General features: G+C 66.4%; 12 protein-coding genes. 6 read left to right on the forward strand and 6 right to left on the reverse strand.

The features are described from left to right. Positions 1 to 84: 84 nt before the first annotated feature. Positions 85 to 777, forward strand: a complete 693-nt coding sequence (locus FOZ70_RS28175; RefSeq protein ID WP_059484387.1) for a TetR/AcrR family transcriptional regulator — start codon at positions 85 to 87, stop codon at positions 775 to 777. Between the two features lie 142 nt (positions 778 to 919). On the opposite strand, the gene FOZ70_RS28180 is transcribed toward FOZ70_RS28175, so the two are convergent. From FOZ70_RS28180 to FOZ70_RS28190, 3 genes are read right to left on the reverse strand one after another with little or no spacing between them, the layout of a single operon-like run. Then, positions 920 to 2,110: an acetyl-CoA C-acetyltransferase gene (locus FOZ70_RS28180; RefSeq protein ID WP_124629011.1), complete on the reverse strand. Its 1,191-nt coding sequence runs from the start codon at positions 2,108 to 2,110 to the stop codon at positions 920 to 922. Between the two features lie 18 nt (positions 2,111 to 2,128). Then, complete coding sequence (locus FOZ70_RS28185; RefSeq protein WP_219707298.1) at positions 2,129 to 2,896, reverse strand: 3-hydroxyacyl-CoA dehydrogenase; 768 nt, start codon at positions 2,894 to 2,896, stop codon at positions 2,129 to 2,131. A 22-nt stretch (positions 2,897 to 2,918) separates the two neighbouring features. Next, a complete protein-coding gene (locus tag FOZ70_RS28190) occupies positions 2,919 to 4,586 on the reverse strand; it encodes an acyl-CoA synthetase (RefSeq protein WP_219707299.1) in 1,668 nt (555 codons plus the stop codon). 144 nt (positions 4,587 to 4,730) lie between these two features. Here FOZ70_RS28190 and FOZ70_RS28195 point away from each other — a divergent pair, with 144 nt between their 5' ends. Next, entirely contained in the window at positions 4,731 to 5,750 is a 1,020-nt protein-coding gene (locus FOZ70_RS28195) for an AraC family transcriptional regulator (RefSeq protein ID WP_042972887.1), read from the forward strand. A 151-nt stretch (positions 5,751 to 5,901) separates the two neighbouring features. Beyond that, a complete protein-coding gene (locus tag FOZ70_RS28200) occupies positions 5,902 to 7,155 on the forward strand; it encodes an SMI1/KNR4 family protein (RefSeq protein WP_219707300.1) in 1,254 nt (417 codons plus the stop codon). 12 nt (positions 7,156 to 7,167) lie between these two features. Here FOZ70_RS28200 and FOZ70_RS28205 read toward each other — a convergent pair whose 3' ends face one another. The 3 genes from FOZ70_RS28205 to FOZ70_RS28215 all read right to left on the reverse strand — a co-directional run bounded on the left by FOZ70_RS28205 (position 7,168) and on the right by FOZ70_RS28215 (position 11,851). Beyond that, positions 7,168 to 8,574: a cytosine permease gene (locus FOZ70_RS28205; RefSeq protein WP_219707301.1), complete on the reverse strand. Its 1,407-nt coding sequence runs from the start codon at positions 8,572 to 8,574 to the stop codon at positions 7,168 to 7,170. Positions 8,575 to 8,873: 299 nt separating this feature from the next. Further along, positions 8,874 to 10,265: an aspartate aminotransferase family protein gene (locus tag FOZ70_RS28210; protein ID WP_219707302.1), complete on the reverse strand. Its 1,392-nt coding sequence runs from the start codon at positions 10,263 to 10,265 to the stop codon at positions 8,874 to 8,876. 80 nt (positions 10,266 to 10,345) lie between these two features. Next, positions 10,346 to 11,851 (reverse strand): aldehyde dehydrogenase, encoded by a 1,506-nt coding sequence (locus tag FOZ70_RS28215; protein WP_219707303.1) that lies wholly within the window; start codon positions 11,849 to 11,851, stop codon positions 10,346 to 10,348. A 363-nt stretch (positions 11,852 to 12,214) separates the two neighbouring features. Between FOZ70_RS28215 and FOZ70_RS28220 the strand changes: the two genes are divergently transcribed. The 3 genes from FOZ70_RS28220 (at position 12,215) to FOZ70_RS28230 (ending at position 13,852) form a co-directional block, all read left to right on the forward strand. Continuing rightward, positions 12,215 to 12,814: a hypothetical protein gene (locus tag FOZ70_RS28220; protein ID WP_219707304.1), complete on the forward strand. Its 600-nt coding sequence runs from the start codon at positions 12,215 to 12,217 to the stop codon at positions 12,812 to 12,814. Between the two features lie 89 nt (positions 12,815 to 12,903). Next, positions 12,904 to 13,275: a nuclear transport factor 2 family protein gene (locus FOZ70_RS28225; RefSeq protein ID WP_219707314.1), complete on the forward strand. Its 372-nt coding sequence runs from the start codon at positions 12,904 to 12,906 to the stop codon at positions 13,273 to 13,275. A 112-nt stretch (positions 13,276 to 13,387) separates the two neighbouring features. Beyond that, positions 13,388 to 13,852 carry a GNAT family N-acetyltransferase gene (locus FOZ70_RS28230; protein ID WP_219707305.1) on the forward strand — a complete coding sequence of 155 codons (465 nt, stop codon included), beginning with the start codon at positions 13,388 to 13,390 and terminating at the stop codon, positions 13,850 to 13,852. Positions 13,853 to 14,081: the final 229 nt, after the last annotated feature.

Raw genomic sequence — 14,081 nt, forward strand, 5'->3', positions numbered from 1 at the left:
CGCCGTTTCCGCATGCGTGCGTTCGACGCGGATCAGCGGCTAGAATGAAGCCCAACGCGGCATGCCCGCCGCGCGAGGGTAACGATGAGACATGACGAGGCGGCAGCCGAAGCGACCGACAGCGACGAAACGTCCGCGCCTTTGCGGCGACGCAAGGCACACATCCGCGAGTCCAACGAAGCGCATCTGCTCGCATGTGCGGAGGCCGTGTTCGCGGAACGCGGGCTCGACGGCGCGAGCACCGCGATGATCGCGGAGCGCGCGGGCCTGCCGAAAGCCAACCTGCATTACTACTTCCCGACGAAGCTCGCGCTGTACCGCCGCGTGCTCGACGACCTGTTCGAGGACTGGCATCGCGCGGCCGGCACGTTCGAGGCCGGCGACGATCCAGTGGAAGCGATCGGTGGCTACGTGCGCGCGAAGATGGATCTGTCGCGACGGCGCCCGCTCGGCTCGAAGGTCTGGGCCAACGAGATCATCCACGGTGCCGCGCACATGCAGGACATCCTGTCGGAACGCGTGAAGCCCTGGTTCGACACACGCGTGAAGGTGATCGAAGGCTGGATCGCGCGCGGGCTGCTCGCGCCGATCGATGCGAATGCGTTGATGTACCTGATCTGGGCGACCACGCAGCACTATGCGGATTTCGATGCGCAGATCCGCGCGCTGAGCGGCAAGCGTGCGTTCACGCAGAAGGCGTTCGCCGAGACGACCGAGCAGGTTGTGCAGCTCGTGATTCGCGCATGCGGTGCGGTATCGCCGCACGCGAAGGCATAGCGCAACGCGAATCGCCATTCACTGAAAACGAAGCGGGCGAAGGTCAACGCGCAGAGACGGCCTGCGCGATGCCCTTCGCCCGTAGCGCGATACGGTCAGCGTGCCGTATCGCGCGTGTGCGTCGTTACGTGCGTGCTACGCGTCAAGCGACGCGCTCGATCGCGACCGCCGTCGCCTCGCCGCCGCCGATGCACAGCGATGCGATGCCGCGCTTCAGGCCATGCGTCTCGAGCGCGGCCAGCAGCGTCACCATCACGCGCGCACCCGACGCACCGATCGGATGGCCGAGCGCACACGCGCCGCCGTGCACGTTGACCTTCTCGTGCGGCAGGTCGAGATCGCGCATCGCGGCCATCGGTACCACCGCGAACGCTTCGTTGATCTCGAACAGGTCGACGTCGCGCAGGTTCCAGCCGGTTTTCTCCGACAGCTTGCGCAGTGCGCCGATCGGCGCGGTCGCGAACAGGCCCGGCTTGTCCGCGTAGGTCGAATGCCCGACGATCACGGCCTTCGGCGTGAGGCCCAGGCGCTCGGCTTCCGAGCGGCGCATCATCACGAGCGCGGCAGCGCCGTCCGAGATCGACGACGCATTGGCGGCCGTCACCGTGCCGCCTTCGCGGAACGCCGGCTTCAGCGTCGGGATCTTGTCGAGTTTCGCCTTGCCCGGCTGTTCGTCGATCGACACGACGGTTTCGGACTTGCCGGCCTTCACGGTCACCGGCGCGATCTCCGACACGAAATGCCCTTCGGCGATCGCGCGTTGCGCGCGCGTCAGCGACGCGATCGCGAACGCATCCTGTGCGTCGCGCGTGAACTGGTACGCCTGCGCACAATCCTCCGCGAACGTGCCCATCAGGCGGCCCTTCTCGTACGCGTCCTCGAGCCCGTCGAGGAACATGTGATCGAGCACCTGCCCGTGGCCCATCCGCATCCCCGCGCGCGCCTTCGGCAGCAGGTACGGCGCGTTCGTCATGCTCTCCATCCCGCCCGCGACGGCGACACCCGCCGAACCCGCCAGCAACAGGTCGTGCGCGAACATCGCGGCCTTCATCCCCGAGCCGCACATCTTGTTGACCGTGGTCGCGCCTGCCCCGAGCGGCAGTCCGGCCTTCAGCGCGGCCTGCCGCGCCGGTGCCTGGCCCTGGCCCGCCGGCAGCACGCAGCCGAACACGATTTCATCGATACGCTCGGCCGGCACGTTCGCGCGCTCGAGCGCCGCGCGAATCGCCACCGCACCGAGGTCGCTCGCGCTGGCTGCCGCCAGGTCGCCCTGAAAACCACCCATCGGCGTACGCGCCGTGCCAACGATTACGATCGGATCCTGAGTCGTCATGATTCGCTTCCTCCAGTGTCAGCGCGGTGCCATGCGCAACGCGCCATCGAGACGGATGACTTCGCCGTTCAGCATCGTGTTTTCGGCGATGTGGCGCACCAGCGCCGCAAATTCTTCCGGGCGGCCGAGCCGCGGCGGGAACGGCACGCTCTTGCCGAGCGCGTCCTGCACGTCCTGCGGCATGCCGGCCATCATCGGCGTCGCGAAGATGCCCGGCGCAACCGTCACCACGCGAATGCCGAACCGCGCGAGCTCGCGCGCGATCGGCAGCGTCATGCCCACGACACCGCTCTTCGATGCCGCATACGCAGCCTGCCCGATCTGCCCGTCGAACGCCGCGACCGATGCGGTGTTGACGATCACGCCGCGCTCGCCTTCCGCATCGGCGTCCTGCTTCGACATCGCTTCGGCGGCCAGCCGGATCATGTTGAACGTACCGACCAGATTGATCGACACCGCGCGCGCGAAGCGGTCGAGCGAATGCGGACCCTCGCGGCCCACCACTTTCTCGCCCGGCGCGACGCCCGCGCAGTTGACGAGCGCGTCGATGCGGCCGAACGCGTCACGCGCGGCGGCAACGGCCGCCTGGCCGTCGGCTTCGCTCGTCACGTCGGTCTTCACGAAGCGTCCAGCCTCGCCGAGCGCGTGCGCGAGGCCCGCACCGGCCTCTTCGTTGACGTCCAGCAGCACGGCCTTGCCGCCTTCCGCGACCACCATGCGCGCCACCGCGGCGCCCAGGCCCGATCCGGCGCCCGTGATCAGAAAAACGCGATCCTTGATATTCATTCGCAATCCGTACAGTGTGTGTTCAGGGTTGAGCGACCTTGTCGGCTTCCATCTTGCGCAACACGAAGCGCTGGATCTTGCCGCTCGGGGTTTTGGGCAGCGCATCGACGAAGTCGATCGCGCGGGGATAGGCGTGAGCGGACAGCCGCCGCTTCACGTGCTGGCTCAGTTCGTCGGCCAGTGCCGGCGTGCCGTCGAAGTCGTTCGACAGCACGACGAACGCCTTGACGATCTCCGTGCGCTCCGCATCGGGCACGCCGATGACGGCGGCCTCGCTCACGGCCGGATGCTCGATCAGCGCGCTTTCCACGTCGAACGGGCCGATCCGGTAGCCGGACGACGTGATCACGTCGTCCGCACGGCCGATGAAGCTCACGGTGCCGTCCGGCTCGAGCTCGACGTTGTCGCCGGTCCGGTAATAGCCGCCCGCGATCGCCGGCGTGTCCTGCTGCCAGTAACCGTGGAACCACAGCAGCGGCGAGCGCGCGATGTCGATCGCGAGGTTGCCGGGCTCGCCGGGGCCGAGTTCGCGGCTCGCTTCGTCGAGCACCGCGACGCGGTAGCCGGGCATCGCGAAGCCGGCCGAACCGGCGTGGACGGCATGCGCGAGGCCGTGGTGGTTGTTCACGACCATCCCGAGTTCAGTCTGTCCGTAGTGATCGTAGATCGGCGCGCCGAGCGCCGCGTCGAACCAGCGCACGACTTCCGGATTCAACGGCTCGCCCGCACTGCTGACCACGCGCAGCTTGCCCTTCAGCCGCGCCGCCGCTTCCGTCCCGGCCGCCATCAGCATCCGGAACGCAGTCGGCGAGCCGGCGAGGCTCGTGATCCCGAGCCGTTCGATCACGTCGTACGTGCTGTCGACCGTGAAGCTGCCCTCGTAGAGCGTCGTCGCGTGGCCGAGCATCAGCGGGCCCGTGATCGCGTAATAGAGCCCGTATGCCCAGCCCGGATCGGCGATGTTCCAGAACCGGTCGCCCGCACGCAGGTCGACCGCTTCGCGCATGTACGCGCTGAACGCGAGCAGCGCGCGCAGCGGCACCGGCACGCCCTTCGGCAAACCCGTCGTGCCCGACGTCGACATCATCATGAACAGGTCCGACCCCTTGCGCAGCACCGGTTCGAACGAGTCGGACCGCGCATCGAGCGCCGCACGGAAATCGATGTCGTTTTCCGGCAGCGTCTCGCCCGGCTCGCGTACCGTCGCAACGGTCGGGCAAGCGGCGATCTCGTCGAGCTTCGCGCGATTCGCGACGTTGGTCACGACCAGGCGCGCGTCGCTCATGCGCAGCCGGTGCTCGATCGCCTTCGGGCCGAACGCGGTGAACAGCGGCTGGTAGACGGCGCCGGCGCGCCACGTGCCGAGGATCGTCGCGACGAGTTCGGGCGTGCGCGGCAACAGGCCCGCCACCACGTCGCCCGGCTTCACGCCCTGTGCGACCAGCAGGTTCGCAACGCGTGCCGACAGCGCCTTCATCTGCGCAAACGTGTAGCGGCGGTGCTGCCCGGCGGCGTCGATCCAGTCGAGCGCGATCGCGTCCGCGGACGCGTGCCGGTCGCAGCATTCCACGCACGCGTTCAGGCCGCGCTCCAGGTCGCCGTGCAATTGCTGCGCGGCGGTCTCGATACTGAATCGGGCCACGGCGTCGGCGTAGGCCGGCACCGCCCGGGCGGTAGCTCCATCAGGCATGCGTGTCTCCTGTGCGTTATGGCCCCCGGCGAGCCAGGGGCGCGACGGGGATAGCTCGATAGTAGACAGCCCGCACATTGCAATCAATGACAAACAGAATCTAGAATCGTGATCGCTTTTGCCATGTCGGGAGGATGCAGGAAAATGGGGCCGCAGATGATTTCGCCGGATTTCGTCGACGACGCGCTCGCGTGCCTGCGCCGGCAACGCATCGCGACGGCGCCCGTGCTGCGCGCTGCCGGCCTGCCGGCCGCCGTGCGCGAGCCCGTCACGCCGCAGCAGTACGGCAGGCTGTGGCTCGCGATCGCCGGCACCCTCGACGACGAATTCTTCGGGCTCGCCGCGCGCCCGATGCGGCACGGCAGCTTCACGCTGCTGTGCCACGCGGTGCTGCACGCCGGCACGCTCGACAAGGCGCTGCGGCGCGCGCTGCAGTTCCTGCGCGTGGTGCTGGACGAGCCGCACGGCGAGCTCGTCGTGGCCGACGGGCAGGCGCAGATCGTGCTGACGCAGACGGGCGCGCCCTACCCGGCGTTCGCGTACCGGACGTTCTGGTTGATCCTCCTGGGCGTCGCATGCTGGCTGATCGGCCGGCGCATCCCGCTGCAACGCATCGACTTCGCGTGCCCGAGCCCCGACCAGCGCAGCGACTATCACCAGTTCTTCGGTGTACCCGTGCATTTCGACCGGCCCGACAGCCGGCTCGCATTCAACGCCGCCTACCTCGCACTGCCGACGATCCGCTCCGAGCAGGCGCTGAGGACCTTCCTGCGCGGCGCGCCCGGCAACCTGCTCGTGCGCTACCGGCACGATACGGGCTGGGTCGCGAAAACGCGCGCGCAGCTGAAGATGCTGCCGGCCGCCGAGTGGCCCGACTTCGATACGCTGGCCGTGCGCGTCGGCACGACGCCCGCGACGCTGCGGCGGCGTCTGCGCAGCGAAGGACAAAGCTTCGCGGCAATCAAGGACGAGTTGCGCGGCGCGCTCGCCCAGTCGCTGCTGCGCGGGCACACGCTCAGCGTCGCGGAGATCGCGGTCGAGCTCGGCTTCACCGAGCCGAGCGCGTTTCATCGCGCGTTCCGGAAATGGACGGGCACGAGCCCCGGTGCGTTCCGTCGGGACGTGCATGCGGCCGAGGCGGAACCGGGAAGTGCGAGCGGATGATGCGGCAGGCGGCCGTTGACTGACGTGCAGGGCCGACATGGAAACACTCACCCGACGCTGATACGATGCTGCCAGCCGGCTGCCGTTCGTTGTCGATGGTTGTCGGCAAGCGACGGCGAAGACACGACCCACCACTACCGCTCCCGCTCCGATGCAAGCCACCGACTTTTCCGACACAGAACTGGCCGACCTGCGCGCGCACGGCATCGTGCTGTTTGCCGACCGCGTGATCTTCGACGCTCAGCCGCCGATGCCGGCCGACCAGATCGCGGCCGTGCAGGCCCGCTGTCACGGCGACCTTCCGCCCGCGCTGCTCGAGCTGTGGCGCACGACGGCCGGCGGCAGCCTCGACTACGACCTGACGCTGGAGATGAACGGACACATCGAAGCCATCAGCTGGGGGGAGCTGTTCTACAACGGCAGCAACGGCTACCGCGACCTGGAAGGCTGGATCGACCACGAACTCGAACTGGCCGAGGAAGCCGCCGACGAGCATTCACGCCCGTGGAGCGGCAGGCTCGACGTGTTGCCGTTCGGCGGATTCGAGTACTGCGACCGCATCTACATCGTGACGGACCCCGATGCGAAGGATCGCGGCCACGTGCTCGCGTGGAAACAGGGGCTGCCGCCCGCGTGGCGCGGCGCGATGCACGAGGACGGCCTCGCGACGGTCGCGCCGGACCTGTACGCGGCATTCGGCGCCCTGCAGCTCGATGCGGACCCGCTGGAGCCCGGCGGCGAACACGGCACCGGCGCGACGTTGCTCGACTATATCGACGAACGCCAGACCGAGCATGGCCTGTCGGCATCGCTGGGAGACAAGGTGATCGCGTTCTATCGCCGGGCCGTGATCGACTGGCGCACACCGTTCGCCGACGGCAAGCTCGCCGCCCAACCGGCGCTCGCGCGCCACGCGTTGCGACATGCGATCGACCACGACGACGCCGCGCTCACCGTGCAACTCGTACCGCTCATCGCGAATCTCGGCGCGGCAGTCGCCGGCAGCTCGAACCCGACCGACTATGCGCTGCGGCGAAAGAAATTTATCGCTGCGAGCGCATTGCTCGAATCCGGCGCACCGGTCGCGCCGGATTCGCTGGCGTCCGTGTCCGGCACGGTGCCGCCCGCGCTGATTCGCGCGCTGCTCGACGCAGGCGTGCAGCCGGATGCCGACGCGATGGCGCGCTGCGTCGCCGCCGGCAGCACTGACAGCGCGCGCCTGATCGGCGCCGCACTGTCGGCCCGAGGCGTCGATGCGGCGTCTGCCTGCCGTTCGGCGATCGCGACGCTGCTGCACGAACTCGAGACGGACATCGCCCGGGTCCGCGCCGGCAAGCTCCGCCACCATCTCGGCCTCGACGGGCTCGAAGCCCACGCCGAGCGCCTGCGGACATTCATGCCGTGACGTGACGCGCACTCAGCGGGAAACGCCGTCGACGCTGGCGATATCCCGCAGCGGCCGCGAGAACAGCTTGCAGCCTGCGTAGTAGACGAGCGACGTCAATGACAAACCGACGATCCACGACACGTCCGCACCGCCGAGCCGGCTCGCCAGTTCGCCCGTATGGAGATCGGTCGCCATGAACGGTGCCTGCGCGACGATGCCGATGAAATACGAGCCGACGGCGATCGTGTTGAAGCGTCCGTAGATACCGCCGTCCTGCCGGAAGAACGAATCGACGTCGTACTCGCCGTGACAGACGAGGTAGTAGTCGACGAGGTTGATCGCGGTCCACGGCACGAGCACGTACAGCAGCAGCAGGATGAAATTCGTGTAGCCGGCGAGGAAATTGTCCTGCCCGAACAACGCGATCGCGAGCGCAATCGCGCACAGGACGATCGCGGTGATCGCCCGTGCACGCGCCTTGCCCGACCACGACGGAAAGAGCGTCTGCAGCACCGTGATGGCCGACAGCGCGCCGCAATACAGCTCCATCGCATTACTGGCCGCGATGCCGAACGACAGCACGACGATCACGAGTACGCTGATCCCTTGCGTGAGGCCCGTGAGGCCGCTCACGACATTGCCGCCGGGCGTCGCAAGGCCCACCAGGCAGCCGAGCAGCATCGGGAAGAACGAGCCGAGCACGCAGCCCCAGTAACTCGACCAGAACGCCGTGCGCGGCCCGGTGTCGGGCGGCAGGTAGCGCGAATAGTCCGACACGTAAGGCGCATAAGCGATCTGCCACAGCGCGGCGACCGACATCGCGCCCAGGAAGCCGGACAGGTTCAGCGAATGTTTCGAGAAGGTATCGGCGGGCAATCCGTGCACGAAAATGATCCATGCGAACGCCAGCACGAGTACGCTGCCCGAGCACCAGCTCAGCAGCCGCGCATACGCGTGGATCAGCTTGTAGCCGTAGATCGACCCGAGCAGGCTGATCAGGCCGATCGCCACGACGCCCGCATCGAGCGGAATGCCGGCGCCGAGGCTGTGCAGCGCCTGCCCGCCGAACACGCAGTTCGATGCGAAGAAGCCGACGTACATCACGACGACCAGCCCGACCACGAGCAGCGCGCCGAACGACCCGAACTGCCCGCGGGTCTGGATCATCTGCGGCACGCCAAGCTGCGGCCCCTGCGCGGAATGCAGCGCCATGAAGACCGCGCCGATCAGGCTGCCGACGAGCGTGGCGAGTGCCGCCCACCAGAACGGCTGCTTGAACACCGTGGTCGCGAGCGACCCGGTGACGATCGTCAGCATCATGATGTTCGATCCGAACCAGATCGTGAACAGGTCCTTCGCGCTGCCGTGGCGCTCGGTCAGCGGAATCGGCTGGATGGTGCTTTCCTCGAGATGAGCAATGGACTCGCCCTGACTCATTTCGCCTCCTTGTTTATGTTGTGGTGTTCGCGGGTTCGGCGGCTGGAGGGTGACCCGGAATGCCTGGTGCACGTGAAGCGCGGGTCCTGCAATGAACGCTTTCTTCTCATTTGCATTCCTGATCAATAGGCGGTCGATAACGCATCGCTTCACATGACTGCCGCCTGCGGCACTCCGTTCTCAACGTGTCGGCCAGCCGCTCCTGTGGACGAGCGAATCCGGTCCGCTTTCGGAGCGTAACCCGTGGTTCGGTGCGCTTCCGCCCGTCTGTTGCCCGACGGAAGCGCGTCGCTCGACGGTCAGCAGTCGATCCCGAGCACTTCCCGCGCGGTGGCATCCACGGCCTTGCGCATCGTGTCGACCAGTTCATCGATTTGCGCGTGATCGATCACCAGCGGCGGCGCAACGATCAGGCGGCCATTCGTCGAACGCACGATCGCGCCGAGTTCGAACCCGACCGTCCGGCTGTGCCAGGTCAGGTCCGCCTCGTTCGCAAAGCGCTCGCGCGTCGCCTTGTCCTTCGCGAACTGGATCGCGCCGACCGCGCCCACGCCCTGGATCTCGCCGACGAGCGGATGGCCGTCGAACGCCTCGCGCAGCGCCTTCTGCAGATACGGCCCCGTGTCCGTCTTCGTCCGTTCGACGAGGCCTTCGCGCTCGAGCACGTCGAGGTTGGCCAGCGCGACGGCGGCCGCGACCGGGTGCCCCGAATAGGTCAGCCCGTGCGCATAGACGCCGCCCTTGTCGACCAGCGCATCGCCGACGCGCCGGCTCATGATCAGCCCGCCCATCGGCACGTAACCCGAGGTCAGCCCCTTCGCCATGCAGATCAGGTCAGGTTCGAAGCCGAAATGGCGGTGCGCAAACCATTCGCCGGTACGACCGAAGCCGCCGATCACTTCGTCCGCGCAGAGCAGCACGTCGTATTGACGGCAGATGCGCTCGATCTCCTGCCAGTAGCCGTCCGGCGGAAAGATCATCCCGCCCGCCCCCTGGAACGGCTCCGCGACGAACGCGGCGACGCGGTCCGCGCCGATCTCGAGAATCTTGCGCTCGAGCGACAGCGCGGCCTGTTTGCCGAATGCCTCGGGGCTCAGGTCGCCGCCATTCGCGTACCAGTACGGTTCGTCAACGTGCGTGATGTTCGGAATCGGCAGGTCGCCCATTTCATGCATGAATGCCATGCCGCCCAGCGACGCGCTGCCCACCGTCGAGCCGTGATAGCCGTTCACGCGGCCGATCAGCATCTTCTTTGCGGGCTTGCCCATCACGTCCCAGAACCGTCTTACGGTGCGAATCAGCACCTCATTCGATTCGGATCCCGAATTGGTATACACCACGTGACTGAAGCGATTGCCGAGCAGCGCGAACAGACGCTCCGACAGTTCGATCACCGATGGGTGCGTGGTGTGAAAGAACATGTTGTAGTAGGACAGTTCCTTCATCTGCCGCGCGGCGGCGTCGATCAGCTCCGGCCGACCATAGCCGACGTTGGTGCACCAGAGCCCGGACATGCCGTCCAGGTAACGGTTGCCGTCGTTATCCCATAGATGGACACCTTCGCCGCGTACCATCACGCGCGCGCCTTCCTCGTTCAGCGCCTTCTGGTCGACGAACGCATGCAGGTGATGCGCGGCGTCGCTGCGTTGATAGTCCTGCGTCGTACGGTGCGGAAAGTTGGGCGCATTCATGGGCGAGTCTCCGGTTCGTTGTGTGGATAAAGGCGTTGTCGTGTAGCGCGGCGCGGCCGCTTGCGGCCCGCCGCGTCGAATCAGTAACTGATCCAGGTCGTCTTGAGGCCCGTGTACTTGTCCATCGCATGCAGCGAAAGATCGCGGCCAAAGCCGGACTGGCGGAACCCGCCGAACGGCGTCTGCGCGCTCAGCGCATCGACCGTGTTGACGGACACCGTGCCGGCGCGCAGCCGGCCCGACACACGGTGTGCGCGTGACAGGCTGCCGGTCCAGACCGACGCGGCAAGGCCATAGATCGAGTCGTTCGCGAGCCGGATGGCCTCGTCCTCGGTGTCGAACGCGATCACCGACAATACCGGCCCGAAGATCTCCTCACGCGCGATGGCGTCGTCAGGCTTCACGTCGATGAAGATCGTCGGCTCGATGAAGTAGCCCTTGCCGTCGACGCTCGGCGCGCCTCCGCCGATCGCGAGCGTCGCGCTGTCGCGGCCGCGTGCGATCCACTCACGCACGCGCCGATGCTGCTGCTCGTCGACGATGGCCCCCATGCCGCTCGCCGGATCGAGCGGATCGCCCGGCATGAACGCGGCGGCATGCGCAATCAGGCGGTCGACGAACGCATCGTGAATCGAACGCTGGACCAGCAGCCGCGAGTTCGCGGAACACACCTCGCCCTGGTTGAAGAAGATGCCGAAGCACGCCTTGCGTGCGGCAAGATCGAGATCGTCCGCGTCGTCGAAGACCAGGTTCGGGCTCTTGCCGCCGCACTCGAGCCACACCTGCTTCATGTTCGACTGTGCGGCGTACTCGAGGAATTTCTTGCCGACGGCCGTCGAGCCCGTGAATGCGAGCACGTCGACGTCGGGATGCAGCCCGAGCGCCCGCCCCGCGGTTTCGCCATAGCCCGGCACGACGTTCAGCACACCCGGCGGCAGGCCGGCCTCGAGCGCCAGCTCGGCGAGACGCAATGCGGACAGCGGCGATTGTTCCGCCGGCTTCAGCACGACGCTGTTGCCGGCCGCCAGCGCCGGCGCCACTTTCCACGCGACCATGTCGAGCGGGAAATTCCACGGCACCACCGCGCCGACGACGCCAAGCGGTTCGCGCGTGACGACCGCGAGGTTGCCGGGGTCGGTCGACGCAACTTCGCCGTGCAACTTGTCGACGGCTTCGCCGTACCAGCTGAACAGCCCTCCTGCGGCCGGCACGTCGATGCTGAACGCGTCCGCCACGCGCTTGCCCATGTTGAGCGAGTCGAGCAGCGCGAGCTCCGCACCGTGCGATGTAATGAGCTCACCGAGCCGGCAAAGCACACGCTTGCGCTCCGCCGGTGCGCAGCGCGACCAGACGCCGGATTCGAACGCGTGACGCGCGGCCCGCACCGCATCGTCGACGTCCGCGGTATCGCACGATGCAACTTCTGCGATGACGGCCTCGGTAGCCGGATTGATTGCGGCAAACGTCCGGCCGCTTCGGGCCGGGACGCTACGGCCGCCGATATGCGCGAGCGTTCTCGGCTCGACTTGCGCCGCGAGACGTCTCCAGTCCGCGTGCTGATGGTTTTCTGCTGAAGTTGGGTTCATTCAAGACTCCGTTTTGACGACCAGGCGTTTGTGCGTTGTTCTCCGCCTGAACTCGACCCGACGAAAGACGCCAGCGGGCGCAACCGATGCTCATGACCGCCGTGAATCGCTGCAGTCGTCCGGTCGACAAACTGTCGATCATCAAAAAGCGATTTGAAAGAACAGTTTTTCTTCTCATTGAAGAGGTTATTTCTATTCATCCTGCGCGCGTGCAGTGGGTTTTCCTGCCACGGCACGATCCCGGTGCCGTTTGTTTGCGCGCGATCTCGTCGGCTTTCCGGTGCGACGCCGGGCCGGCACGACATTGCGCCGCGGCCCGTCCGACCACATACTGGTCGGACGGTGCGAACAAGGATGCATTCGATGGGGAATGTCGATCAGGGTGCCGCTTCGATCTTTGGCGTCATCGGAACGGCCGTGTCGTTGCTGGCGGCGATTCCGTACGCGCTCGCGATCTACCGGCGCACCGTTCGTCCGCATCTGTTCACATGGCTCGTGTGGTCGGTCGTCACGGCGATCGCGGCTGCCGGCCAGTTCGTCGCGGGGGCCGGGCCGTCCGCATGGTGCACGGCGGCGATTGCGGTGACATGCTTTCTGACGCTGGTCGCCAGCGTGTTTCGCGGCGAACGCGGCTGGACGCGCGTCGACTGGTTTTTCCTGGTCGCGGCCCTGTCGGCCATTCCGCTTTGGATGCTGACTGACGATCCGACGATTTCCGTCTGTCTGGTGACGCTGATCGAGCTTGCCGGCCTCGGCCCCACCGTCCGCAAGACGATCCGCGATCCGTGGAGCGAGAGCCTCGCGTATTTCGCGCTGTGCGTGCTCAAGTACGCGTTGGCACTGCTGGCATTGAGCACGCGGAGTATCGCGGTCGCGTTCTATCCGGCCGTCAACGTCGTTGCGTCGATCGGCATCTGCGTGGTGATGCTGGTCCGGCGTCAATCGTTGTCGGCCACGCGGTAAGCGGTATCCGTCAGTGCGGTGTGTTGCCTGCCGTCGTGGCTCGTTATGCACGGAACCACAAACCTTCAGAGACGATGCGAGGCCCGGAAATGGATGCAATCCGTACAGTCATCGAACCCAGCGAAGCCGCGCTTCGCGCCGCGATGCTGGCCAACGATGTCGAAGCACTCGAAGCGTTGCTCGACGACGACCTGGTGTTCACCGTTCCGACCGGCCAGGTCATCTCGAAGGAAGACGACCTGGCCACGCATCGCGAGAATCTGCTGCGTCTCGACACGCTCGAGGTGCAAGAAACGCGCGCCTGCGCGATCGGCGAGATGATCCTGACCACAACGAAGGCGACGCTCGCCGGCCATTTCGACGGCACGGCATTCGACGGCGTGTTTGCCTATACTCGGCTGTGGCGTCGATCGGGCGCCGGCTGGCGCGTCGTCGCCGGACACGCATCGCAAGTCATGTAGTCGCGTCGAGTTCGCCTCCCTTCGAGTCGGCAAGCTGCGAATCCGGAGTTGTTTGAGTCGATGCGAGCCGGACGATACCTCGACGAAGGTGTCGACCATGACAGGAGACGAAATGCACAAACCATTTACCGTACGTGCTGCCCGTACCGCGGACGCGGATGAGCTCACGCGTCTGGCTCGCATTTCGAAGGCACACTGGGGCTATCCGAACGACTGGCTCGACTTGTGGCAGGGCGATCTCACGATTGCACCGGAGACGATCGACGGGTCGATCGGTTACGTCGCGGAATCCGCGGAGGCAATCATCGGGTTCTGGGTCAGGGCGTCATCGGAATCGGATCGCCCGACACCCGGATGGCTGTTCGTCCATCCCGACCACATGGGCCGGGGTGTCGCCCGTGCGCTGTGGGAAGCGGTCCGCAAGGAAAGCGCTGCGAGAGGGATCAGGAGCTTTGTGATCGAAGCCGATCCCAATGCGGTTCCGTTCTATCTGACGATCGGGGCTGAAAAAATCGGCGAAAAGGAATCGAGCGTCGTCCCGGGCAGGTTCTTTCCGATCTTGCGGATCACGATCTGACTCGTGAGGCAGAAGGAAGCTGGTATGACCCACCGTGCCGCACTTGGGGAAGAGGTTCCAAGGGACATGGAGTGAAATGGAGAACGCGTCGGGAGCGTTCGGTGGCGCAGAACTACCGATCGATCGAGAACCGATGGTGCCTGAACGCATTCTGCGCCCGGTTGCAGCCATGCCAGCGATCCCGATCACTCACACATTTCCGCCGCCGAAATGCAAAAACCCCCGCCTT

The sequence above is a fragment of the Burkholderia sp. COPS genome (assembly GCF_019425585.1).
In the GTDB taxonomy this organism is placed as follows: domain Bacteria; phylum Pseudomonadota; class Gammaproteobacteria; order Burkholderiales; family Burkholderiaceae; genus Burkholderia; species Burkholderia cepacia.

Bases quoted from the DNA above. Each gene is read 5' to 3' on its own strand.
- FOZ70_RS28175 (WP_059484387.1), top strand. From the start codon at position 85: ATGAGACATGACGAGGCGGCAGCCGAAGCGACCGACAGCGACGAAACG.
- FOZ70_RS28180 (WP_124629011.1), bottom strand. From the start codon at position 2,110: ATGACGACTCAGGATCCGATCGTAATCGTTGGCACGGCGCGTACGCCG.
- FOZ70_RS28185 (WP_219707298.1), bottom strand. From the start codon at position 2,896: ATGAATATCAAGGATCGCGTTTTTCTGATCACGGGCGCCGGATCGGGC.
- FOZ70_RS28190 (WP_219707299.1), bottom strand. From the start codon at position 4,586: ATGCCTGATGGAGCTACCGCCCGGGCGGTGCCGGCCTACGCCGACGCC.
- FOZ70_RS28195 (WP_042972887.1), top strand. From the start codon at position 4,731: ATGGGGCCGCAGATGATTTCGCCGGATTTCGTCGACGACGCGCTCGCG.
- FOZ70_RS28200 (WP_219707300.1), top strand. From the start codon at position 5,902: ATGCAAGCCACCGACTTTTCCGACACAGAACTGGCCGACCTGCGCGCG.
- FOZ70_RS28205 (WP_219707301.1), bottom strand. From the start codon at position 8,574: ATGAGTCAGGGCGAGTCCATTGCTCATCTCGAGGAAAGCACCATCCAG.
- FOZ70_RS28210 (WP_219707302.1), bottom strand. From the start codon at position 10,265: ATGAATGCGCCCAACTTTCCGCACCGTACGACGCAGGACTATCAACGC.
- FOZ70_RS28215 (WP_219707303.1), bottom strand. From the start codon at position 11,851: ATGAACCCAACTTCAGCAGAAAACCATCAGCACGCGGACTGGAGACGT.
- FOZ70_RS28220 (WP_219707304.1), top strand. From the start codon at position 12,215: ATGGGGAATGTCGATCAGGGTGCCGCTTCGATCTTTGGCGTCATCGGA.
- FOZ70_RS28225 (WP_219707314.1), top strand. From the start codon at position 12,904: ATGGATGCAATCCGTACAGTCATCGAACCCAGCGAAGCCGCGCTTCGC.
- FOZ70_RS28230 (WP_219707305.1), top strand. From the start codon at position 13,388: ATGCACAAACCATTTACCGTACGTGCTGCCCGTACCGCGGACGCGGAT.